Genomic DNA, 20,930 nt, shown 5'->3' on the forward strand with positions numbered 1-20,930 from the left:
GCCGACGAGACCGTCGCCGCGTTGGCCGCCGACGGCCACCGGGTGGAGCAGCTCGACGCCGCCCGGCTGCGGGAGGTGATCCCCACCCTCACCGCGCCGGGGTCCGGTACCGGGCGGACGTACCTGGTGGTGTTCGGGGTCGACGCGGCCGGTGGGGCGCTCGGCAGCAGCGACCCGACGACGTTCCGGTCCGGCTACGACGATCTGCGGTCCCTGCTGCGTCAGGCCTCCGGGCACGGGGTGCACCTGCTCGGGTGGTGGCGTGGGATCCGTCGACTCGCCGAGGACGTGGGGGGCGCGCAGAACCGCGACGACGTGGCCTGCCTGGTGGCGCTCAACGTGCCCGGTGGTGAACTGGGCATGTACCTCGGGGTGCACAACCTGTCCTACACCCCGCGACCCGACCGGGCGTTGCTGGTGGACCGGCACGACCAGCGGACGAAGCTGATAGTGCCGTTCGTCCGGGTGGGACACGAACTGGACGAGGAGCAGTGACGGTGGCCGGCTTCGACGACTACGTGGCCCTGGCCCGGCAGCTCTCCGACCGCCGTCGGGACTCGGCTCGGGAGGCCGCTGTCGACTCAGGGCGCCGCCGGGACCTGCACGCCGCCGTGGACCACCTGGACCAGCGGCTCGCCGCCCAGGCCCGGCACCTCGACCACCTCGGTCGGACGCTCGGTGTGCCTCCGCCGCCGATGCCCGACGTCCCGCCGGGTGCCCCGGGTTCCCCGACCCCGGGACAGCCGGGACTCCCGGCGCCGTCCGGACCCCCGGCACCGCCGGGACCCCCGCCAACGTCGGAGGTGGGACGCCCGGGGCCGGTGCCGCACCCCGCGTCGGCGGGGGAGTCGTCCGGGCGGGCGTTGTCTGCGGTACGCGGGCCGCAGGTGCCGGCGCAGCGGTCGGCGGCTGTCGACCCGGCCGCCGAACTGGACCTGGCCCGACGCCTGGCCGACGACGCCGACCGGCACGCCCACCAGGCCGAACAGTACGCCCACCGACCCGCCCTGCTGCCCGGTTGGTCACCGCTGGCCCGGGCGCTGGCCGTCTACACCGGATGTGCTGCCGTCGGCGTGCTGGCGATGCTCGGCCTGGTCCTCGGCAACGGCATCGGGCTGGTCGACGGGTTCACCCTGGGAGCGTGGATGTGTGCGGGGCTTCCCGCACTGTCGTTCTTCGCCGGGTACGCCATCCTCGGCCGGTGGGGCAAGCCGGCCCTGGTCCCCGCCACCGGCCCCCGGTACGTGCACTTCGGCTTCCTGATCTGCTTCGTCCTGGTCCCGGTCGCCTACTGCGCGTACCTGGTGGTGATCCGGACCCTGCGGTGACCCGTCCCGGCGGGTGGTCACGGGTGCGGCTCGGCGAGGCAGGCGGCCCACAGTCGGTAGGCGTCGGCGGTCAGGTGGGCGGCCCTGCGGGCGAGACGGTACTCGGTCATCGACCGTTGGGCGTTGCCGCGTTCGGCGGCGATCCGGGCCATGTCGAAGTGGTCGCCGACGTCGGCGACAAGCCGACGGAGGTCCTGCGCGGCGGCGGCCTCCCGGTCTCGGAGGCTGCCCTGGTGGGTGCCGTCGTCGCCGGTGGGGGCGGGCCGTTCGGCGGTGACCGTGTCGAGGTCGGCCGACGTGCCGTGGCGGATGGCACCGAGTCCGACGAGCGCGGTCAGGTCGTCGGTGACCTGGGTGCTGAGGATGACCCGTACCCGGTCGACGGCACCGCCGACCTGCTCGCTGTCACCTTGGATGAGTCTGCTGTCCAGGTAGCAGGCCAGGTCGGTGAGGCTGTCGGAGATGTCGCGGAGGTTGTCGACGAGGAAGGTGATCTCGTCGTCGAGCCGCTCCAGGACCGCGTCGGCCGGGTTGGGATCGCTGTCGGGCATGTGGCTCCCCAGGTGTGCGCGCCGACCGTGGTCGCGACGGGTGGTGGTGGGTCGTGGGATGGATCAGCGTCGAAGTTAGCGGATCGGGTGGTCTGTCGGATAGCTGATAGGTGAGTCGACCCGAGCGGGAAGGGCATCGGCGTGCGACGATCAGCCGCGGTCGGTGGTCGACCGGACAAGTGCACAGAGAAGACGAGGACGAGATGGAGTTCTTAGCCAGCCCTGAGTTGTGGATCGCATTCGCGACCCTGCTCCTGCTGGAGATCGTCTTGGGCATCGACAACGTCGTGTTCATCTCGATCCTGGCCGGGCGCCTGCCCGAGCACCAGCAGGCCCGCGCCCGCACCATCGGGCTGTCTCTCGCGCTGATCACCCGACTGTTGTTGCTGGCCTCGCTGTCCTGGGTGATCGGTCTGACCGCTCCACTGTTCACGGTCGTCGGTCAGGAGATCTCCGGCCGGGACCTGATCCTGTTGCTCGGCGGGGCCTTCCTGCTCGGTAAGGCCACCTACGAGATCCACGAACACCTTGAGGGCTCCGACCACGGCCGGTCGGGCAAGGTCTCCTCCTTCGGGGCGGTGATCGTCCAGATCCTCATCCTGGACGTGGTCTTCTCCCTCGACTCGGTGATCACCGCGGTGGGCATGGTCGACCAGCTGTACCTGATGGTGGCCGCAGTGATCATCGCGATGGTCATCATGTTGGCCTCGGCCGGTGCGATCAGCGCCTTCGTCAACAAGCACCCGACGGTGAAGATGCTGGCCCTGTCGTTCCTGCTGCTCATCGGCGGCAGCCTGATCGCCGAGGGCCTGGACCACCACATCCCCAAGGGGTACGTCTACGGCCCGATCGCCTTCTCGGTGTTCGTGGAGGTCCTCAACCTGCGGGCCTCCGCCCGCCGCAAGCGCAAGCAGCAGGCGGCCACTCCCGTCCACCTGCGACCAACCTACGTCAAGCAGCGGACGGAGCGGACCGAGTCGGAGACGACGGCGACCCCCACCCCCTGACCGCCCCCTGACCGGCCCTCAGGCCCGTGGTCCGGCGCTCGGCCCCGTCGACGGTTTTCGCACGTCGGCGGGGCCGCTGTCGGTGCTGCTGCAACCCGTCGACGGGACCGCTGTCGGTCCGGCCCGACGTCAATTCCTGTCGGATTCGCGATACCGCCCCGATGCTCCGCCATCGGTTCGGAGGCCGACTCCTCACCTCCCGACTCCTCACCTCCCGCCATCGAACAGCAACGCGACGAGACGCCGTAGCGGGACCCTTCATCGGCTGGCTTCGTCGGCCGGCTGGCTGGTGGGCCGGCCGGCTGGCCTGCCTGCCTCCGGAGGGACGCCGTCGACTCGCTGTGGAGCTGCCCTCATGAACGGGGCGGAACCTGTACGTGGACCGGCCCCGGGTGCATCTGACGCACCGGGCCGGTCCGCTACTAGGACGAAGAATCCCGGAGGTGCTTCGCCATTGCGGGGGCCGTCGCACTCCGCGCCGCCCGGATGCCCCATAAACGGGGCAGCTCCACAGCGCCGGGAAACAGTGTCCGGACGTGCCCACCACCGACGGACCGAGGGGCGACGCCGCTACGCCTGCCGGGATGGTCTGACGAAGTCGACCTCAGATGAGGATCGGCGGCACTTCCGTGACGAAAGACGCCCTACCCTGTGGACCGTACGTCGGGCCTCGATAGTGCAGGAGGCCGAAGGCCGGTTCACGGTAGCTACTAGGTGCGCTCGGCGACGAAGACGCCGACGCCTTGCACGCCCTCGATCAGCCCGTCGTTGCGAAGCTTGAAGATCGCCTGATGGACGGTGATGGCCGAGACGTCGTGCTGTTCGCACAGCTCCTTGGTCGACGGCAGCTTGTCTCCTGGAGCCAGCTCACCGGACTCGATCTGCGCACGCAGATGATCGGCGAGCCGCTCCCACTTGGGTTTGGCGGGCATCTGGACTCCCTGGTCAGCACCGCCATTCGATCACGCCGAAGCTCTGTCTGGTGTCCGGCCGAGGTGGCGGTTCTGTGTCTGGCCTTCAGTCTGCCGGGACGGCCTTGACGTAGACGCCTTCGCCTTGGCGGCCCTCGACCAGCCCCTCGGCCTTGAGCACCAACATTGCGCCCCGAATCGAACCGTACGAGACGTTGTGTTGTGTCTGCAGTTGGGAGATCGAGGGCAACTTGTCCCCAAGGGACAGCTCGCCAGTGCGGATCTGGTCACGGATGGCTTCTGCCACCCGTTCGTATTTCGCGGTCATCTGTGGCTCCTCGGGTCGCACCCCGAGTAGATCACCTCCAGCAACCTACATCAACTATGTAGAGCAACGTAGACGACGTCTACTAAGTCGATTATGCTCGCTGTCGTGTTCGTCCTCGGGTCGCACCAGGAGGAGCATGCGCTCCGGTGCCTGCGCATCTGTCCACATCTGTGAACGGCGCAGGCACCGGACGGCTGCCGTCGGTGGACCGAATGGGGTCCGTCGCGGAAGCCCGCAGTCGGCAGAACCCAGCAGAGGCAGGAGGCACATGGATGTGAGCGCAGAGCCGCCCAGCGACGCGGTGGGCGAGGGGCGTACTGGCGATGGTCGCCCTGACACGGGAGCAGGGAAGGTCTATCGGTCGGGGCGGAATCTGGTGACGCCGGTGGAGGTGCGGCGGCAGCGGTTCCCGTTGACCGGGCTGGGGCGGCGGGGGCTGTCGCCGACGGCGGTGGCGCGGTTCCTCGGTCGGGTCCAGGCCGACCTGACGGTCCTCTACGCGGAGCTGGTCGAGGCCCGGGACCAGGCCGAACGTTACAGGCAGGCGCTCAGGGACTGGCAGTCGCAGCGGTGGCGGGCCGACGAGACCACCGAACCCCGTGGCGGCGAGTACCGGCGACCGGCGATGTGGCCGCCGTACTCCCGTCGTCAGCCGGGGAGCCAACCGGGAGGCCGACCGAAACCCCAGCCGGGCAGCCAGCCGGGGAACCAGCGTCGGTACCGGGACGGGTAGTCGATGACGGACTATCCGCCGCTGCACGGGCCGTCACGTCCCGAGTGGACGTGCGTGGTGTGTGCCGAGCCGTGGCCCTGCCTGGTCCGTAAGCGTCAACTCCGGGAGTTGTGCCAGGGTGACGTCCGGGCGCTCGTGCGGTACCTGGGTCCGTACCTGAGTGTCGCCCGCACGGAGATCGAGGCAGCGACGGCCGACGAGGTCACGGAGCGGTTCGTGGGCTGGTGCGGCAGACCCCTCGCCGTGTGGGTGGTCACCGAGCGTCGTCGGCAGCCGCCGGGCCGCCCCGCACCTGAAGCCGACCCCGGTCGTACGCCGTGACCCGCCTGCCCTCCCCGGGGGAGGTGGTCCGGGTGACCGCTGCGGCGTCCGTCCAGTTTCGCAGGCCGATGACGTTCCGGGTGATCAAGGTGCTGACCGAGCGGCTCACCTACCACGGGTGGGCGTGGGTGCGGGGATACCAACTCGACGACCGGGGCGACGCCGTCGCCACCCGGGAGATCTTCGTGCGACCGGCCGGTCTGCTACCCGCCCCGCGCCGACTGCCGCCACCCACGACCAGGGCTCAACGACGGAGGAACATGCCCCCGCCAAGACCACCAGCCAAACCCTGACCCGGATGCACGAATGGCCCGCTCACGCGGGCACCAAGGCGGGTGCGGGATCCCCGAAGGGCCTCCTGCACCGTCAAGCCAGCAGCGTTCCGGGTGTCACGTACAGAAGTCGGCTGGTGAGCCAAGCGTGGTCGGCGCGCCGGGTGGGTCAGGGGCGGGAGCGGGGGAGGCAGCACTTCTTGTACTTGGCGGCGGATCCACACCAGCACGGGTCGTTGCGGCCGGGCGGCCAGGCGTGTCCCTCGACCGCGTCCAGGTGGTCGTCGACGTACCCGTCAAGGGTGTCCTCGTCCAGCGGGTCGAGGTCCTCGTCGGCGACGTGGGCGGCGAACGCCTCGGCCGAGCCGGGGACCAGGACGAGGCCGGTCACCCCGTCCTCGGTCAGCTCCACCAGGTCGCGTTCGACGAGCCGTCGGTGGTCGTCCCAGGTCCCGCCGAACTCCTCGGTCAGGCCGGGGAAGCGTGCCACCAGGGCGGTGAACTCCGCCTCCGGCCAGAACATCACCCCGTTGGTCGTGGCGGAGGCCCGGTCGGCGGCGCGGTCGGCGGCCACGTCGAGCCGGTCGGCGAGGTCGTCCAGGTCGTCGTGCGGGCGGTCGAGGTCGTGGCGGAGCCGGTGCCGGGTGCGGACCAGGCCGTACACCATGGCGGTGGAGTGGCCCTCGTCGTCGGCGTCGGGGCCGCGCGCCAGCAGGGCGCGGACCGCGTCGGTCAGCCACTGCTCGGCCAGTTCGGCCTGACCGACCTCCTCCAGGATCTCGATCAGGTACGTGGCCGTCGGGTCGGTCTCCAACAGCGGACGCAGCTCGGTCAGCTCCGTCGACGCCTCGTCGGCCCGGCCGACCAGGTGCAGCAGGCGGGCCCGGTCGGCGCGGGGTGTCACCTCGGACAGGCCGTGTCGCCGGTCCTCGTCGACGGCCCGGTCGGCCAGGGTCAACGCCAGGTCGAGGTCCTCGATCTGTTCCTCGGCGATCTCGGCGGCCAGGGAGAGGGCGTACCCCCGGTCGGCCTCCTCGGCGATCCGCCCCTCGTCCACGGCTCGGACGAGCCGGTCGACCAGGCTCTTCGGGTCCTTACGGTCGGGGTGGTCCTCGTGTCCGATGGCGTCGAGGTCGTCGACGGTCAACAGGTCGGTGGGGGTCATCGACACCTCGGCAGGAGACAGGGGAGACCGAAACCTGAACCCTAACCCCTCGGCGTCCCCACCATCTCGCACCTCCTGTCCGTTCCGGTCACCACCACGGCGACCCGGACCGCGCGGGGGAACTGCGCCGAGGTGCCGGTACGCCGACCCGACCCGTGCGAGGCTGGGCCGGGGGAATTCGGTCCGCGCCGACGGGAGGGTGGTACCCATGGCGCAGCAGCCACGGCTCGACTTCGCGCTCGACACGTACGAGTGCATCGTGCTGTATCCCGGGGCGGCCGGTCGGACGCTGCCGGCGGAGACCGTGAGCCGGTTGCAGGCCGACCACGCCGGGTACATGCGGGCGCTGCAACGACGTGCCATCGTCCTGGTCGCCGGTGCGGTCGACGGCCCGGCCCGGGAACCGGACGCCCCCCTCGGCTTCGGCCTGGCCCGGACCGGTTCGGTGGACGAGTTGCGCACCGTGATGGAGGCGGACCCCGCAGTGCAGGCCGGTCTCTACCGGGTGGAGGTCATGACCTTTCTCTGCCCGGCCGGTTCACTGGAGTTTCCGCTGGCCAAGGCGGAGAGCTGAGCCGAGGTCGCCGGTGGTGGCGGTGGTCGGGTCGGTGCCCGGGCGGTCGCGGCGGCCTCGGGCGAGTACGCTCGTCGTCGCGGTCGCTGACGCCCGCATCGAAGGCCCCCCGCGCGAGCCGTACGACCACGTGTACGTAGGACAGGTCCAGGTACCCCGGGGTTGGACCGATGTTTCCGTTTCCGAAAGGGGTCGGCCGGCGGGTCGACCCGGGGGAGAGACTAGCCTGATGGCCGTGACACGCCGCGCGAAGATCGTCTGCACTCTTGGTCCCGCCACCTCGTCGCCGGAGCGCATCCGGGGTCTGGTCGAGGCGGGAATGAACGTGGCGAGGCTGAACTTCAGCCACGGCAGCCACGCCGACCACGAGTCGGTGTACCGCCTGGTCCGGGAGACGTCCGAGGCCGCCGGTGTGCCGGTGGCGGTCCTGGCCGACCTCCAGGGACCCAAGATCCGGCTGGGGCGCTTCGCCGACGGCCCGCACGAGTGGCGTACCGGTGACTCGGTGGTGATCACCAGCGACGAGGTCGTCGGCACCCGCGACCGGGTGTCCTGCACCTACCGCAAGCTCCCGCAGGAGGTCAAGGCCGGTGACCGGCTCCTGATCGACGACGGTCGGGTGGCGATCGAGGTCAGCGAGGTGACAGGCAACGACATCCGGTGCCTGGTCACCGAGGGCGGCCCGGTCTCCAACAACAAGGGCGTCTCGCTGCCCAACGTCGCGGTCAGCGTCCCCGCCCTGTCGGACAAGGACGCCGAGGACCTGCGCTTCGCCCTGCGCCTGGGCGCCGACATGATCGCCCTGTCCTTCGTCCGGTCGGCCGAGGACATCAAGCTGGTCCACGCGATCATGGCCGAGGAGGGCATCCACCGCCCCGTCATGGCCAAGGTCGAGAAGCCCGAGGCGGTGGACCACCTGGAGGCCATCGTCCTGGCCTTCGACGGGGTGATGGTGGCCCGGGGTGACCTGGGCGTGGAGCTTCCCCTGGACCAGGTGCCGCTGGTGCAGAAGCGCGCCGTGCAGCTGTGCCGGGAGAACGCCAAGCCGGTCATCGTGGCCACCCAGATGCTCGACTCCATGATCGAGAACTCCCGCCCGACCCGGGCCGAGGCCTCCGACGTGGCGAACGCGGTGCTCGACGGCGCGGACGCGGTGATGCTCTCCGGTGAGACCAGCGTCGGCAAGTATCCGGTGCTCACCGTCAGCACCATGGCCAAGATCGTCACCACCACCGAAGCCGGGTCGATCGGGGTGCCCCGCCTCCAGCACGACCCCCGTACCCACGGCGGCGCCCTCACCGTCGCCGCCTCCTCCATCGCCCGGGCCATCGGCGCCAAGGCGCTCGTCGCCTTCTCGCAGACCGGTGACACGGTGCGCCGGCTCAGCCGACTCCACTGCGACCTGCCGCTGCTGGCCTTCACCCCGGTCCCGGAGGTACGCGACCAGCTCGCCATGTCCTGGGGCGTGCAGACCTTCCTCACCCCGTTCGTCGAGCACACCGACGCCATGTTCCGCCAGGTCGACCAGGCGCTGCTCGGCATCGACGGGGCCCAGCCCGGCGACTACGTGGTGATCGTCGCCGGCAGCCCGCCCGGCACCCCCGGCTCCACCAACACCCTGCGCGTACACCAGCTCGGCTCGCTGGTCGACACCGCCGCCACGCAGGCGCCGGCGTGACCAGCGGCGGCGTCGTGGTCGGTCAGGCCGCCGTCGACCAACTGTTGGAGGTCCTCGACCTCGACGCCGCCGGGGAGATGGCCTTCCGGGGGGTCAGCCCCCCGGTCGGCCCACAACGGGTGTACGGCGGCCAGGTCGCCGGTCAGGCCCTGGTCGCCGCCGGGCGCACCGTCGACCCGGAGCGGTTCGTGCACTCCCTGCACGGCTACTTCGTCCGCCCCGGCGACCCGGCCGAGCCGATCGACTACCGGGTCGAGAACATCCGCGACGGGCGGTCGTTCTCGGTCCGCCGGTCGGTGGCCTACCAGCACGGCAAGCCGATCTTCTTCATGTCGGCCTCCTTCCAGCGGACCGAGGAGGGGCTAGACCACCAGGCCCCCACCCCGCCCGACGTCCCCCCGCCGGACGAGGTCCCGACGATGACCGAGCGGCTCGCCCGCTACCCGGAACGGCTGGGCATCTGGGGACGGATCCCCCGCCCCATCGACGTCAGGTACGTCGGCGAACCGGGCTGGGTGGCCCCCGGCGACCGACCCGCCGACCCGTACCAGCGGGTCTGGATGCGGATCGACGGCAAACTCCCCGACGACCCGCTGCTGCACGCCTGCGCCCTGACCTACGCCTCCGACCTCACCCTGCTCGACTCGGTGCTGTCGATGCACGGCGAGGTGTGGGGACCCGGCGGGGTGGTCGGTGCCAGCCTGGACCACGCCCTGTGGTTCCACCGCCCGTTCCGCGCCGACGACTGGTTCCTATACGACTGCTGGAGCCCGTCGGCCTCCGGCGCCCGGGGCCTGGCCACCGGGCGGATGTTCACCGCCGACGGCCGACACATCGCCAGCTCCGTCCAGGAGGGGCTGCTGCGCCGCGTCGGCGGCTGACCCCGGCCCGTCCTCCCCGACCCTCCCGGGACACAACCGGTGGGACGTGCACAGGAGCGGCGGTGGGACGTGCGCAGGGGCGGCGGAAGTTCCTCGTGTCCTGCCGGTTAACCTTGCCCGCATGCGCCTCTCCGCCCGGGTCGACTACGCCCTCCGTGCGGCCGTCGAACTGGCCGCCGTCACCGACGGGGGAGGAACCAGCCGATCCCGGCCGGTGACCGCCGAGCAGATCGCCCGAGCCCAGGAGATCCCGCCGAAGTTCCTGGAGAGCATCCTGCTCCAGCTGCGCCGAGGCGGGATCGTCCACGCCCAGCGGGGTCCCGAGGGCGGCTACTGGCTGGCCCGACCCGCCGCGGAGATCTCCCTCGCCGAGGTGATCCGGGTGATCGACGGCCCGCTGGCCCACGTCCGGGGCCAACGCCCCGAGCAACTCGGCTACCAGGGGGCGGCGCGGGCGCTCCAGGAGGTGTGGATCGCCCTGCGGGCCAGCGAACGGCAGATCCTGGAGCTGGTCTCGATCGCCGACGTCGCCGCCGGGCAGCTCCCCGGCCGGGTCAACGAACTGGTCTCCGACCCGAACGCCTGGATCTGACCCCACCACCGGGAGACCAGCCGGCAAGACAAGGCGGTCGCCGTCATCCGGGGCCGGACAGGTCGGCGAGGACCTCCGTCGCCGTCGCCGCCACCAACTCCCACGCCTGCTCCACGTGCTCGCTGCGGGTCTGCGGCGAGCCGACCGCCAGCCGCAACGTGTGTCCGCCGTCGACCCGGGTGTGGGTCAGGAACACCCGCCCGGTGGCGTTGACCCGGGCCAACAGCGCCGTGTTCGCCTCGTCTCCGGCCCGCAGCCGGAAACACACGAGCGAGAACGGGTGCGCCCCGACCACCTCGAACCGGTCGTCGGCGCGGACCCGGTCGGCGAACCCGGCGGCCAGGGCCACCCCGGAACGGATGTGCGACCGCAGCCCCTCGACGCCGTACCAGCGCAGCACGAACCACAGCTTCAACGCCCGGAAACGGCGGCCCAGCGGCACCTGCCAGTCCCGGTAGTCGACCACCGCCCCGGACTCCGAGGCCGCGTTGCGCAGGTACTCCGGCAGCACCGTCAACGCCTCGATCAGCTCACCCGAGTCGGCCACCCAGAACGCGTCGCAGTCGAAGCCGGTCAACAACCACTTGTGCGGGTCGAAACAGTACGAGTCGGCATACTCCACCCCCGCATGGGTCCAGCGCAGCTCCGGGCAGACCGCCGCCGAACCCGCGTACGCCGCGTCGACGTGCAGCCAGATGCCGTACTCGGCGCAGATCTCCCCGATCTCCGGCAGCGGGTCCACAGCAGTGGTGGAGGTCGTCCCGACCGTCGCCACCACCATCGCCGGTACGCACCCGGCAGCCCGGTCCGCCTCGACCGCCGCCCGCAACGCCACCGGGTCCATCGCCCGGGTCGGCCCCACCCCGACAGTCCGGACCCCGTCGCTGCCCAACCCGGCGATCCGAGCCGCCTTCTCGATCGACGAGTGCCCCTCGGTCGAGGTGTAGACGCGGTACCGTCCGTCCACCCCGACCGTCCGCCAGCGCCCCCCGCTCGCCCGGTGCAGTGCGGCGAGGGTGGCGACCAGGGTCGCCGACGAGGCCGAGTCCTGGATCACCCCACCGCCGGTGCCGGTGGACCGGAACCGCTGCGGCAGCCCCAACAGGTCGACCAGCCAGTCCATCACCACCGTCTCCAGCTCGGTGGCGGCCGGACCGGTGGACCAGAGCATCCCCTGCACCCCGAGACCGGAACTGACCAGGTCACCGAGGACACTCGGGCCGCTGGTGTTGGCCGGGAAGTAGCCGAAGAACCCCGGATGCTGCCAGTGGGTCAGCCCGGGGGCGATCAACCGGTCCAGGTCGGCCAGGACCGCCGCCACCGGCTCACCCTGCTCCGGCGGCCCGGCCGGCAGCCCGGCGGCCACCAGGCCCGGCGGGTCCTGCCCGGTCACCCGACGCTCCGGCAGGGTCGCCCAGTAGTCGGCGACCCAGTCCACCACCGCGTATCCCGCCTGCCGGAACTCCTCGGCATCCATGTGCTCAGCCACCTGAGCAGTCGATCAGCTCTGTGGCCCCCGGTTCAAGCCTTTCCGGTGGTCGGAGCGGGATGTTGTGCTGGTGGTCACCCGGCCGGGACCACACACCGGCCGGGAGGACACCTGGGGGGTGACCCGGGTCCGCTGAAACCAGCGGACCCGGGTCAGGCATCGGACCGTCAGACGTGAACCCGCACGCCTGGCGGTCCGGTGCACCACACCGCAGCACCCCCGACCCGTCCCGACCGGGAATGCCGTACCACCACCGAGGACAAAGCTAGGCGGGGTCGGAGACGGCAGGGTGACGCCGCCGTGAAGAGCGTGTTTCGGCGCCCCTGACGACACCTGCCAAACTGGCCCTGACCTGCCCGAACGCTGTCCCGTGGGCTCCGTCACACGGCGCGCCGCAGGCCCCCGGCGACCTGCTCGGCGATCAACTCGTACGAACGCACCCGGTCCGCCACGTCGTACACCAACGCCGTCAACATCAACTCGTCGGCACCGGTCCGCTCCACCAACCGCGTCAACTGCCGACGAACGGTCTCCGGTGACCCCAACGCCTGACCCTCCTGCCGGGCCAGCACGAACTCCCGCTCCACCGCCGTGTACGGATACTCCGCCGCCTCCTGCGGACTGACCAACGGCTCCGGCCGACCCGACCGCAACCGCAGGAAGGACAACCCACTCGGTCCGGCCAACCACTGCGCCCGCTCGTCGGTCTCCGCGCACACCGCGTTCACCGCCACCATCACGTACGGCTCCGACAACCACCGCGACGGCCGGAAGTGGCTCCGGTACGCCGCCACCGCAGCATCGGTGTTCTGGGCGCTGAAATGGTGCGCGAACGAGAACGGCAACCCCAGCAGACCGGCCAGCTGAGCGCTGAACCCACTCGACCCCAGCAGCCACACCGCCGGCATGTCACCACGCCCCGGCGTCGCCACGATCGGCCCCGGACGCTCCCCGGTGAAGTAGTTCACCAGGTCGGCCAACTCCCGCGGAAACCCCTCCGCCGACAGGCCCTCCATCGTCCGGCGCAACGCCAGCGCCGTCACCTGGTCGGTCCCCGGCGCCCGGCCGATGCCCAGGTCGATCCGACCCGGATGCAGCGCCTCCAGGGTGCCGAACTGCTCGGCCACCACGAGCGGGGCGTGGTTGGGCAGCATCACCCCACCCGAGCCCAGCCGGATCGTGGAGGTCGCCGCCGCCAGATGCGCGATCAGCACCGCCGGCGCGCTGCTCGCGATGGCCGGCATGTTGTGGTGCTCGGCCACCCAGAACCGGTGGTATCCCAGCTCCTCGGCGCGCCGGGCCACCTCGGTGGTGTGCCGCAACGCCTCACCCACCGGGGCACCCGCCGCGACCGGAGCAAGATCAAGAACAGAGAACGGTACGTCGATCACACGCCCACCCAACCCGTCCCACGCCCGAATTGTTCCCCGGCCGCGATCCGGGACCGGAGTTCAGTGCTTCGGCCCGACGTGCCGGTCCAGGACGGCCACCCCCTCCCGCCGGGCCACCGACAGCGAGTACGGCATGTTCATCCGCCACCCGACGCCGAGCAGGTCGAGCGCCCACTGGCAGAGTCCCATGATGTCGGCCGACCGGTTGGAGAACATGTAACGGGGATAGACGTAGACCTTGCCCCGGGTGGTCACCCGGTTGGTGAACCGGGCACCGTCGGAGTGGAAGAGGCCCCGGAGGAAGTCGCCGGGCCGGTCGGTGACGATGCTCCGCTGCCAGTCGGCCAGGACGATCGGGCGCTCGTGCTTCTTACCCGGCCCGTGCTGCGGCAACAGGCAGGGCCAGTGCACGCCGCCGGCCTCCACCTCGGGTGCGGAGATCTGGCGGGTGCACCCGCTCATTGTCGAACAGGCGTACGACTTTTGGTGCCCCCGGTGGGACTCGAACCCACACTGTCGGAGGTTTGAGCTCCGTCTCTCTTCCGGTTGGAGTACAGGGGCTTGCGTGATTCGGCACGCACAGAATACCCACTAGGCTGGAGGCGGTGACACCCGGGCACGGCGGGTGTCGAGCACAGACTGGTGGGAGTGGCTCGTGGCCGACATGCAGACGGATGCCGAGCGCAGGCGGGTCTTGATCGCCGAGGACGAGGCGCTCATCCGGCTGGACCTGGCCGAGATGTTGGTCGAGGAGGGTTACCAGGTCGTCGGGGAGGCCGGAGACGGGGAGACGGCGGTCCGGCTGGCCGAGGAACTCAAACCCGACCTCGTCATCCTCGACATCAAGATGCCGATCATGGACGGGTTGGCCGCCGCCGAGCGGATCGCCGGTGGGCGGATCGCGCCGGTGATCATCCTGACCGCGTTCAGCCAGCGGGACCTGGTCGAGCGGGCCCGTGCTGCTGGTGCCATGGCGTACCTGGTCAAGCCCTTCCAGAAAAGTGACCTGGTGCCGGCGGTGGAGATCGCGCTCTCCCGTTACTCGGAGATCGCGGCCCTGGAGTCGGAGGTGGCCGGGCTCTCCGACCGGCTGGAGATCCGCAAGACCGTCGAACGCGCCAAGGGCGCCCTGATGACCACGTACGGGATGACCGAGCCGCAGGCGTTCAAGTGGATCCAGCGCACGGCGATGGACCACCGGATGACGATGAAGGAGGTCGCCGAGCGGATCCTCGCCGAGACCACCGGCGGTGAGGTGACCGAGCCGGCGCCCTGACCGGTCCCGGTGCCGCGTGCCGTCGACGACCGGCCCCGGTCCGACCGTCGGTGACCGTGGTGTGGCGCTCCGCGTCGACCAGCCCCGACCTGCGAATGCGGGTCGGGGCTGGTCGTGTCTCGGGCGCTGGTCGTTCGTCTGACGAAACAGCAGCTCACGGGCTTGGGGGAACCGCGGTATCGGCCGTTCGGTGGATGGTCATTCGGGTGGGCCTTTTGGGGGCGACGTGTTCATGACCACTCTGCAGTCGGAGAGCTACTCCAAGGGTATGTCGCGACTTCTGTCCGTCAATTGACTCGGGAGGTTCCTGGGGCGGCAGTGACGGATGTTTTACCTGCTGAAACTGGGTCCGGTGTCCAGGTTGGTAGGTGGCTGGACGGGCTTCGGTCGTTACCTCGAATGGGGGTTCAAAGGGTCGTCCGCGCGGTTGGTTCTTACACCGTTTCTGATGGAACGGGCTCAACGTGTAACGGTTCGGTCAACCCGGCTTCCGGGGGCTTACGCCACCGCTGACGCGTGGGATAACGTCCCGGCCCAGACCGCGACGACGGTCTGGTTCGTCCGCCCTCCGCAAGTGCCAAAGTGCAGCGGGTGGTTCGAGCCGTTGGGATGGAGGAGGGTTCGGGCCTTGAGGCAGAAGCTCGCACGGGTGATCGGTGGAGTGGCCATGGTGGCCCTCGTCGCCGGTGGTACCGCGTGTTCCAGTGGCGGTGACGGCACGGCGGCCGAAGGCGACGCCTGCGGCAACAAGATTGCGTTCTTCGGTGCGCTGACCGGGCCGTCCGCGGCGCTGGGCATCAACGAGAACAACGGCGTCAAGCTGGCGGTGGACCAGTACAACAAGGAGAACGCCGACTGCAAGGTCGAGCTGGTCGCGCTGGACTCCCAGGGCAGCCCGGACCAGGCGCCGGGTCTGGCGCAGAAGGCCATCGACGACGAGAAGCTCCTCGGCATCGTCGGCCCGGCCTACTCGGGCGAGTCGGAGGCCGCCGGTCCGCTGTTCAACGAGGCGGGTCTGGTCACCATCACTCCGTCGGCCACGAACCCGACTCTGGCGACCAACGGCTGGAAGACCTTCTTCCGCGCCGTCGGTAACGACCTGAGCCAGGGCCCGGCCGCTGGTAACTACATCAAGAACGTCATCAAGGCCGAGCGGGCGTACGTCATCGACGACCAGTCGGCGTACGGTGCCGGTCTGGCCGACGAGGTCAAGAAGGTCCTCGGCGCGACGGTTGCCGGCTCGGACAAGGTCCAGGGCGAGGGCAAGCAGACCGACTTCTCCGCTGTGGTCACCAAGGTCAAGGCCGCCAACGTGCAGGCGGTCTTCTACGGTGGCTACTACCAGGAGGCGGGCCTGATCCGTAAGCAGCTCACCGCTGCCGGGGTCACCGCTCCGCTGGTCGCCGGTGACGGCGTCAACGACGGCGCGTACATCACCTCCGCCGGTCAGGCGGCGGCTGAGGGCACCATCCTGACCTGCCCCTGCCAGCCGGCCACCGAGGCGCGCGGCAACTTCGCCGCCGACTACAAGGCGCTCAACGGGACCGACCCGGGTACCTACAGCGACACCGCCTACGACGCGGCGAACATCCTGCTCGCCGGGATCAAGGACGGCAAGACCACTCGTCCGGCTCTGCTGGAGTTCGTGAAGGGCTACAGCGGCGAGGGTGTCGCGGCGAGCTACAAGTTCACCGAGAACGGCGACCTGGACCCGACTCAGGTGAAGGTCTGGGCGTACAAGGTCGAGGGCGGCAAGGTCGTTGCGGACCAGGAGATCCCGCAGTCCTGACGTCGGTCGCTGCTACAGCGGTTGAGTTGTGATCGTGGGTGCGGCCGGGAGCTCGCTCCCGGCCGCACCCCTCGTTCGTTCTCCGGACCTGATGGAGCGTCCCTCCCTTGAACTTCAGCGAACTGTTCTCCAACTTCGGAGAACTCACCACGACCGGCTTGACACAGGGGTCGATCTACGCCCTGGTCGCGCTGGGTTACACGCTGGTATACGGCGTGCTGAGACTTATCAACTTCGCCCACTCCGAGGTCTTCATCGCCGGTGCGTTCGCGGCGCTGTGGACCTGGAACGGCTTCGGCCTCAACCAGGACTCGCAGGTCAGCGGCATCGGTTCGATCATGTTCTACCTTCTGGTGGCGATGATCGTGGCGGCCATCGCGTCGGCGGGTACCGCGACGGTGATCGAGCGGGTGGCGTACCGGCCGTTGCGTAAGCGCAACGCGCCGCCGCTGGCGTTCCTGATCACCGCGATCGGTGCCTCGATCGCGATCGCCGAGGCCTTCGGCATTTTCACCCGTCGTCGTCCGCAGGGCGCGCCGTCGCTGGTCAGCACCGACACCCTGTTCCACGTGTTCGGGGTGCCGATCGACGCGGTGCAGCTGCTCACCATCGGCTCGGCCCTGGTGATGATGGTCGCGCTGGACTTCTTCATCAACCGGAGTCGGGTCGGCCGGGGTATCCGCGCGGTGGCGCAGGACCCGAACACGGCTGCGCTGATGGGGGTGAACAAGGACCGGATCATCATGATCGTGTTCATCGCCGGTGGCGCGATGGCGGGTGTGGCCGGTCTCCTCTACGACGTGCGGATCGGCACCCTGACCTACAGCGTCGGCTTCCTGCTCGGTCTGAAGGCGTTCACCGCCGCCGTGCTCGGCGGTATCGGCAACCTGCGCGGCGCGCTCGTCGGCGGTCTGCTGCTGGGCGTGGTGGAGAACTACTCCTCCGCGCTGTTCGGCAGTGAGTGGAAGGACTTCGCCGCCTTCGCACTGCTGGTGGTGCTGCTGATGTTCCGCCCGACCGGTCTGCTGGGCGAATCGCTGGGAAGGGCGCGGGTATGACATCCCTCATCGACAGGGTGCACGAAGGTCGGCAGGCAATGCGACGGCGGTGGCACGAGGCGCCTCGCTGGGTGCGCTGGGCGGCGCTGGGTGCGTTGATCGCGTTCTTCTACGCGTTGCCGAACAAGGAGTTCTACCAGTACCTCGGGCCGATCCCGACCCCCGGTGCGAACTTCACCCAGGTGATGTTCACCGTCTCGATCTACGTCCTGCTGGCGGTGGGGCTGAACATCGTCGTCGGTTTCGCCGGCCTGCTCGACCTCGGCTACTTCGGGTTCTTCGCGGTCGGTGCGTACACGGTGGCGGTGTTGACGTCACCGGGCAGTGACCTGGGGACGATGTGGCCGTGGCTGCTGGCGGTGCCGTTCGCGATCGCGTTGACGATGGTCTCCGGTCTGATGCTCGGTACGCCGACACTGCGGTTGCGCGGTGACTACCTGGCGCTGGTGACCCTCGGGTTCGCCGAGATGATCCGGATCGGGGCGGTCAGCTCGGAGTTCCTCAAGGGGCAGCGGGGCTTCAACAGCATCCCGCACCCGCCGGGTGAGTACGCCGACGGCCGTCCGGTCTTCGGTGTCCTGGACGCCCGGCCGTACTACTGGCTGGTGTTGACGCTGATCATCCTGGTGGTGATCGGGGTGCGGAACCTGACCCACAGTCGGGTCGGCCGGGCCTGGATCTCGATCCGGGAGGACGAGGACGCCGCCCAGTTGATGGGTGTGCCGACGTTCAAGTTCAAGCTGTGGGCGTTCGCGTCGGGTGCGGCGATCGCCGGTCTGGCCGGTGCGCTGTTCGCGGGTAAGAACAACTTCGTCAACTCGCAGAACTTCGAGCTGCTCAACTCGATCATCATTCTGGCGGCGGTGATCTTCGGCGGGTCGGGCAGCATCGTCGGCGCGATCGTCGGTGGCGGCCTGGTGGCGTACATGATCGAGCGGTTCCGTGGCATCGAGCTGTTCGGCATCGAGCTGTACGAGTTCCGGTTCCTCTTCTTCGGTCTGGTGCTGGTGATCATGATGATCTTCCGGCCCCAGGGCCTGATCCCGAACCGAAGACGAGAGGCGGAATTCAAGGATCGCCGCAAGGAGGTGACCGTCGGTGAGTGACACCGAACAGAGTCCGGTCGTTCCGGCCCAGGCCGAGGCGCCCGAGGTGGAGCGGGTGTCCGAGCGGGAGCCGCTGCTGGAGGTCGACCACGTCACGCTGCGCTTCGGCGGTGTGGTGGCTCTCAACGACGTCGACTTCACCCTGTACAAGGGGGAGATCCTGGGTCTGATCGGACCCAACGGCGCCGGGAAGACCACCTGCTTCAACGCGATGACCGGCATCTACCAGCCCTCCGAGGGTGAGATCCGGTTCCGCGGTCAGAAGATCAGCGGTAAGAAGCGGCACCTCATCACCAAGATGGGGATGGCGCGGACGTTCCAGAACATCAGGCTCTTCCCGGAGATGACGGCGCTGGAGAACGTCCAGGTCGGGGCGGACGCCCACCACAAGACCAGTGTGGTCTCCGCGCTGTTCCGGTTGCCTCGGCACTGGAAGGAGGAGCGGGAGGGTCGGGAGAAGGCCGAGCGGCTGCTGAAGTTCGTCGGCATCGAGCATCGGATGAACGACTTCGCCCGCAACCTCTCCTACGGCGAGCAGCGGCGGTTGGAGATCGCCCGGGCGCTGGCCACCGACCCGGCGCTGCTGTGCCTGGACGAGCCGGCGGCCGGTTTCAACCCGGCGGAGAAGGAGGAGCTGCTGCAGCTCATCCGCCAGATCCGGGACCAGGGTGTGACGGTGCTGCTGATCGAGCACGACATGCGTCTGGTCATGGGGGTCACCGACCGGATCGTGGTGCTGGAGTTCGGGAAGAAGATCGCCGACGGCCTGCCGGCCGATGTTCGGGAGAACCCGAAGGTGATCGGGGCGTACCTGGGGGTGCCGGACGATGCTGCTTGAGATCGATGACATGAGCCTGCTCTACGGGCGGATCAAGGCGCTGCACGGCATCAGCCTCACCGTGGACCAGGGCGAGGTGGTGGCGTTGATCGGCGCGAACGGCGCCGGCAAGACCACCACCATGCGGGCGATCTCCGGGATCCGACCGGTGGCCACCGGCAAGATCATTTTCGACGGGGAGGACATCACCAAGCTCCGGGCCGACCTGCGGGTACGACGCGGGTTGTGTCAGGCCCCGGAGGGTCGGGGGATCTTCCCCGGCATGAACGTCCTGGACAACCTGGACATGGGTGCCTACACCCGTAAGGACAAGGGCGAGGTGGCCAAGGACCTGAACCGGGTCCTGGAGCTGTTCCCGCGTCTGGCCGAACGGCGTAAGCAGGCCGGGGGTACTCTCTCCGGCGGTGAGCAGCAGATGCTGGCGGTGGGGCGGGCGCTGATGAGCCGGCCGAAGCTGCTGCTGCTGGACGAGCCCTCGATGGGGCTCGCCCCGATGCTGATCCAGCAGATCTTCTCCATCATCACGGAGATCAACGAGCAGGGCACCACGATCCTGTTGGTGGAGCAGAACGCGCAGCAGGCACTGGCCCGGGCCCACCGGGCGTACGTGTTGGAGACCGGGCGGATCGTCAAGAGCGGCACCGGTGCCGAACTGCTGCACGACCCGGCGGTCAAAGAGGCGTACCTCGGGGTGGCCTGACCGCTTCCCATCCCCTCACCAAGGAGCCACGGATGTTCACGATCAACGGTGGTCGACGGGCGGCGCTCGGCGTCGCCGGTGCGGCCCTGCTCACCATCTCCCTCGCCGCCTGCGGGGAGAAGGAGAGCACCGGCGACCAGCCGGGTGCCGGGCCGACCGTCACCTCGGCGGTCGACGACGCCCTGGCGGCGCGGGTACCGGATGCGATCAAGGCCGACGGCGTGATCAAGGTGGGCACCGACCCCACCTACGCGCCGGCGGAGTTCCTGGACACCGACGGCCGGACGGTGGTCGGCTTCGACGTGGAGCTGTTCACGGCGGTGGCCCAGAAGCTGGGCCTGAAGGCGGAGTACGAGGCGGCCCCGTTCGACGCGATCCTGCCCGGTGTCACCTCCGGCAAGTACGAGATCGGGGTCTCCTCGTTCACCATCAACGACGAGCGTAAGCAGACCGTGACCATGGTCAGCTACTTCTCGGCGGGCACCCAGTGGGCGACCAAGCAGGGCAACCCGGCTCAGGTCGACCCGACCGACGCCTGCGGCAAGAAGATCGCGGTGCAGGTCGGCACGGTGCAGCTGGACGACATCACCGACCGGTCGAAGGCGTGTACCGACGCCGGGAAGCCGGCCATCACCATCGACCAGTACCAGGCACAGAGCGACGCGACGGCTGCGGTGATCAGCGGCAAGAACGACGCGATGCTGGCCGACTCGCCGGTCGGGGCGTACGCGGTGAAGGAGAGCGGTGGGCAGCTGGAGTCGCTCGGTGACATCTACGAGTCGGCTCCGTACGGCTACACCCTGGCCAAGGACCAGACCGAGTTCGCCGAGGTGGTCCGGGACGCGGTGAAGGCGGTCATCGCCGACGGCACCTACCAGACGGTGTTGGCCAAGTGGGGTGTCGAGGGTGGGGCGATCACCGATCCTGCGGTGAACCCGTAAC

Annotated in this window: 22 protein-coding genes, 1 tRNA gene and 2 pseudogenes; 17 read left to right on the plus strand and 8 right to left on the minus strand. The window is 69.6% G+C overall.

From position 1 onward, the window contains the following. Window positions 1–495: pseudogene (locus ABT336_RS14850) on the plus strand (FtsK/SpoIIIE domain-containing protein); the annotation flags it as partial. A 2-nt stretch (window positions 496–497) separates the two neighbouring features. Next, window positions 498–1,328 (plus strand): hypothetical protein, encoded by an 831-nt coding sequence (locus ABT336_RS14855; protein WP_350897128.1) that lies wholly within the window; start codon window positions 498–500, stop codon window positions 1,326–1,328. A 17-nt stretch (window positions 1,329–1,345) separates the two neighbouring features. Here ABT336_RS14855 and ABT336_RS14860 read toward each other — a convergent pair whose 3' ends face one another. Beyond that, window positions 1,346–1,879: a hypothetical protein gene (locus tag ABT336_RS14860; RefSeq protein WP_350897129.1), complete on the minus strand. Its 534-nt coding sequence runs from the start codon at window positions 1,877–1,879 to the stop codon at window positions 1,346–1,348. A gap of 203 nt (window positions 1,880–2,082) precedes the next feature. On the opposite strand from ABT336_RS14860, the gene ABT336_RS14865 reads away from it, so the two are divergent. After that, the gene (locus ABT336_RS14865) at window positions 2,083–2,886 is read left to right on the plus strand and encodes a TerC family protein (RefSeq protein WP_350897130.1); all 804 of its coding nucleotides are present in this window, start codon (window positions 2,083–2,085) and stop codon (window positions 2,884–2,886) included. Between the two features lie 710 nt (window positions 2,887–3,596). Here ABT336_RS14865 and ABT336_RS14870 read toward each other — a convergent pair. Together ABT336_RS14870 and ABT336_RS14875 are read right to left on the minus strand one after the other, a co-directional pair. After that, window positions 3,597–3,844 (minus strand): annotated as a pseudogene (locus tag ABT336_RS14870) (GntR family transcriptional regulator). Between the two features lie 59 nt (window positions 3,845–3,903). Beyond that, entirely contained in the window at window positions 3,904–4,125 is a 222-nt protein-coding gene (locus ABT336_RS14875) for a winged helix-turn-helix domain-containing protein (protein WP_350897133.1), read from the minus strand. A gap of 376 nt (window positions 4,126–4,501) precedes the next feature. Here ABT336_RS14875 and ABT336_RS14880 point away from each other — a divergent pair, with 376 nt between their 5' ends. From ABT336_RS14880 to ABT336_RS14890, 3 genes are read left to right on the plus strand one after another with little or no spacing between them, the layout of a single operon-like run. Continuing rightward, on the plus strand, window positions 4,502–4,858 hold the full coding sequence (locus tag ABT336_RS14880) for a DivIVA domain-containing protein (protein WP_350897134.1): 357 nt from the start codon (window positions 4,502–4,504) through the stop codon (window positions 4,856–4,858). A gap of 3 nt (window positions 4,859–4,861) precedes the next feature. Then, window positions 4,862–5,179 carry a hypothetical protein gene (locus tag ABT336_RS14885; RefSeq protein WP_350897135.1) on the plus strand — a complete coding sequence of 106 codons (318 nt, stop codon included), beginning with the start codon at window positions 4,862–4,864 and terminating at the stop codon, window positions 5,177–5,179. 32 nt (window positions 5,180–5,211) lie between these two features. Next, the gene (locus tag ABT336_RS14890; RefSeq protein ID WP_350897136.1) at window positions 5,212–5,472 is read left to right on the plus strand and encodes a hypothetical protein; all 261 of its coding nucleotides are present in this window, start codon (window positions 5,212–5,214) and stop codon (window positions 5,470–5,472) included. A gap of 148 nt (window positions 5,473–5,620) precedes the next feature. On the opposite strand, the gene ABT336_RS14895 is transcribed toward ABT336_RS14890, so the two are convergent. Further along, entirely contained in the window at window positions 5,621–6,616 is a 996-nt protein-coding gene (locus ABT336_RS14895) for an SEC-C metal-binding domain-containing protein (protein WP_350897137.1), read from the minus strand. Window positions 6,617–6,824: 208 nt separating this feature from the next. Between ABT336_RS14895 and ABT336_RS14900 the strand changes: the two genes are divergently transcribed. The 4 genes from ABT336_RS14900 to ABT336_RS14915 all read left to right on the plus strand — a co-directional run bounded on the left by ABT336_RS14900 (window position 6,825) and on the right by ABT336_RS14915 (window position 10,341). Further along, window positions 6,825–7,190, plus strand: a complete 366-nt coding sequence (locus ABT336_RS14900; RefSeq protein ID WP_350897138.1) for a YciI family protein — start codon at window positions 6,825–6,827, stop codon at window positions 7,188–7,190. Window positions 7,191–7,419: 229 nt separating this feature from the next. Next, a complete protein-coding gene (gene pyk, locus ABT336_RS14905) occupies window positions 7,420–8,868 on the plus strand; it encodes a pyruvate kinase (protein WP_350897139.1) in 1,449 nt (482 codons plus the stop codon). Beyond that, window positions 8,865–9,749, plus strand: a complete 885-nt coding sequence (locus ABT336_RS14910) for an acyl-CoA thioesterase (RefSeq protein ID WP_350897140.1) — start codon at window positions 8,865–8,867, stop codon at window positions 9,747–9,749. Before pyk ends, ABT336_RS14910 begins: the two co-directional genes overlap by 4 nt. Before the next feature lie 121 nt (window positions 9,750–9,870). Next, complete coding sequence (locus ABT336_RS14915; protein ID WP_350897141.1) at window positions 9,871–10,341, plus strand: RrF2 family transcriptional regulator; 471 nt, start codon at window positions 9,871–9,873, stop codon at window positions 10,339–10,341. A 43-nt stretch (window positions 10,342–10,384) separates the two neighbouring features. On the opposite strand, the gene ABT336_RS14920 is transcribed toward ABT336_RS14915, so the two are convergent. From ABT336_RS14920 to ABT336_RS14935, 4 genes are all read right to left on the minus strand, one after another. Then, a complete protein-coding gene (locus tag ABT336_RS14920; protein WP_350897142.1) occupies window positions 10,385–11,830 on the minus strand; it encodes a pyridoxal-dependent decarboxylase in 1,446 nt (481 codons plus the stop codon). A gap of 380 nt (window positions 11,831–12,210) precedes the next feature. Beyond that, the gene (locus ABT336_RS14925) at window positions 12,211–13,221 is read right to left on the minus strand and encodes an LLM class flavin-dependent oxidoreductase (RefSeq protein ID WP_350897144.1); all 1,011 of its coding nucleotides are present in this window, start codon (window positions 13,219–13,221) and stop codon (window positions 12,211–12,213) included. 60 nt (window positions 13,222–13,281) lie between these two features. Further along, window positions 13,282–13,683 carry a hypothetical protein gene (locus tag ABT336_RS14930; RefSeq protein ID WP_350897145.1) on the minus strand — a complete coding sequence of 134 codons (402 nt, stop codon included), beginning with the start codon at window positions 13,681–13,683 and terminating at the stop codon, window positions 13,282–13,284. Window positions 13,684–13,705: 22 nt separating this feature from the next. Beyond that, window positions 13,706–13,782, minus strand: a tRNA-Leu gene (locus ABT336_RS14935). A 94-nt stretch (window positions 13,783–13,876) separates the two neighbouring features. Between ABT336_RS14935 and ABT336_RS14940 the strand changes: the two genes are divergently transcribed. The 7 genes from ABT336_RS14940 to ABT336_RS14970 all read left to right on the plus strand — a co-directional run bounded on the left by ABT336_RS14940 (window position 13,877) and on the right by ABT336_RS14970 (window position 20,929). Then, window positions 13,877–14,497: an ANTAR domain-containing response regulator gene (locus ABT336_RS14940; protein WP_350897146.1), complete on the plus strand. Its 621-nt coding sequence runs from the start codon at window positions 13,877–13,879 to the stop codon at window positions 14,495–14,497. A gap of 628 nt (window positions 14,498–15,125) precedes the next feature. Next, the gene (locus ABT336_RS14945; protein WP_350897147.1) at window positions 15,126–16,286 is read left to right on the plus strand and encodes a branched-chain amino acid ABC transporter substrate-binding protein; all 1,161 of its coding nucleotides are present in this window, start codon (window positions 15,126–15,128) and stop codon (window positions 16,284–16,286) included. Window positions 16,287–16,393: 107 nt separating this feature from the next. Further along, window positions 16,394–17,344 (plus strand): branched-chain amino acid ABC transporter permease, encoded by a 951-nt coding sequence (locus ABT336_RS14950; RefSeq protein WP_350897148.1) that lies wholly within the window; start codon window positions 16,394–16,396, stop codon window positions 17,342–17,344. Further along, window positions 17,341–18,450, plus strand: a complete 1,110-nt coding sequence (locus ABT336_RS14955) for a branched-chain amino acid ABC transporter permease (protein WP_350897149.1) — start codon at window positions 17,341–17,343, stop codon at window positions 18,448–18,450. Before ABT336_RS14950 ends, ABT336_RS14955 begins: the two co-directional genes overlap by 4 nt. Continuing rightward, window positions 18,443–19,288, plus strand: coding sequence for an ABC transporter ATP-binding protein (locus ABT336_RS14960; RefSeq protein WP_502891181.1), 846 nt, complete (start codon window positions 18,443–18,445; stop codon window positions 19,286–19,288). The genes ABT336_RS14955 and ABT336_RS14960 overlap by 8 nt, the downstream gene beginning before the upstream one ends. Beyond that, window positions 19,278–19,988, plus strand: a complete 711-nt coding sequence (locus tag ABT336_RS14965) for an ABC transporter ATP-binding protein (protein ID WP_350897151.1) — start codon at window positions 19,278–19,280, stop codon at window positions 19,986–19,988. The genes ABT336_RS14960 and ABT336_RS14965 overlap by 11 nt, the downstream gene beginning before the upstream one ends. A 32-nt stretch (window positions 19,989–20,020) precedes the next feature. Next, complete coding sequence (locus tag ABT336_RS14970) at window positions 20,021–20,929, plus strand: ABC transporter substrate-binding protein (protein WP_350897152.1); 909 nt, start codon at window positions 20,021–20,023, stop codon at window positions 20,927–20,929. The last annotated feature ends 1 nt before the right edge of the window (window position 20,930 follow it).

The sequence above is a fragment of the Micromonospora sp. NPDC000207 genome (genome assembly GCF_040300925.1).
Lineage (GTDB): Bacteria > Actinomycetota > Actinomycetes > Mycobacteriales > Micromonosporaceae > Micromonospora.

Coding starts and splice junctions, on each gene's coding strand:
- ABT336_RS14860 (WP_350897129.1), bottom strand. CDS start 1,879: ATGCCCGACAGCGATCCCAACCCGGCCGACGCGGTCCTGGAGCGGCTC.
- ABT336_RS14865 (WP_350897130.1), top strand. CDS start 2,083: ATGGAGTTCTTAGCCAGCCCTGAGTTGTGGATCGCATTCGCGACCCTG.
- ABT336_RS14875 (WP_350897133.1), bottom strand. CDS start 4,125: ATGACCGCGAAATACGAACGGGTGGCAGAAGCCATCCGTGACCAGATC.
- ABT336_RS14885 (WP_350897135.1), top strand. CDS start 4,862: ATGACGGACTATCCGCCGCTGCACGGGCCGTCACGTCCCGAGTGGACG.
- ABT336_RS14895 (WP_350897137.1), bottom strand. CDS start 6,616: ATGACCCCCACCGACCTGTTGACCGTCGACGACCTCGACGCCATCGGA.
- ABT336_RS14900 (WP_350897138.1), top strand. CDS start 6,825: ATGGCGCAGCAGCCACGGCTCGACTTCGCGCTCGACACGTACGAGTGC.
- pyk (WP_350897139.1), top strand. CDS start 7,420: ATGGCCGTGACACGCCGCGCGAAGATCGTCTGCACTCTTGGTCCCGCC.
- ABT336_RS14915 (WP_350897141.1), top strand. CDS start 9,871: ATGCGCCTCTCCGCCCGGGTCGACTACGCCCTCCGTGCGGCCGTCGAA.
- ABT336_RS14930 (WP_350897145.1), bottom strand. CDS start 13,683: ATGAGCGGGTGCACCCGCCAGATCTCCGCACCCGAGGTGGAGGCCGGC.
- ABT336_RS14955 (WP_350897149.1), top strand. CDS start 17,341: ATGACATCCCTCATCGACAGGGTGCACGAAGGTCGGCAGGCAATGCGA.
- ABT336_RS14965 (WP_350897151.1), top strand. CDS start 19,278: ATGCTGCTTGAGATCGATGACATGAGCCTGCTCTACGGGCGGATCAAG.
- ABT336_RS14970 (WP_350897152.1), top strand. CDS start 20,021: ATGTTCACGATCAACGGTGGTCGACGGGCGGCGCTCGGCGTCGCCGGT.